Here is a 272-nt window from a genome sequence, read left to right on the forward strand (position 1 = left end):
TATCCAGATTCAGCCGATGGTGAGGGGCGTGGTTGCCGAAGTACTGGTGGGATTTCTGCGAGACCGGGAAGTGGGCCCCGTCGTGACGGTTGCTATGGGCGGCATTCTCGCTGAATTGAGCGAACAGCGGGTGTTGCGCTTGGCCCCGGTTTCGGTGGCTGAGGCGCGAGAAATGATCTCCGAGCTTGCTCCATTGAAAGTACTGGATGGATATCGAGGCAAGCCACGTGGCGACAGAGAAGCGCTGGCCGAGGCAATTGCCGCGCTGTCGC

The 272-nt window shown here is 60.3% G+C and carries 1 protein-coding gene; it reads left to right on the top strand.

Translation table 11 applies throughout. From position 1 onward, the window contains the following. On the top strand, nucleotides 1–272 hold a 272-nt coding region (locus SB751_RS30565), incomplete at both ends, for an acetate--CoA ligase family protein (RefSeq protein ID WP_410749093.1).

Source organism: Cupriavidus sp. SIMBA_020 (assembly GCF_046535395.1).
GTDB lineage: Bacteria > Pseudomonadota > Gammaproteobacteria > Burkholderiales > Burkholderiaceae > Cupriavidus > Cupriavidus campinensis.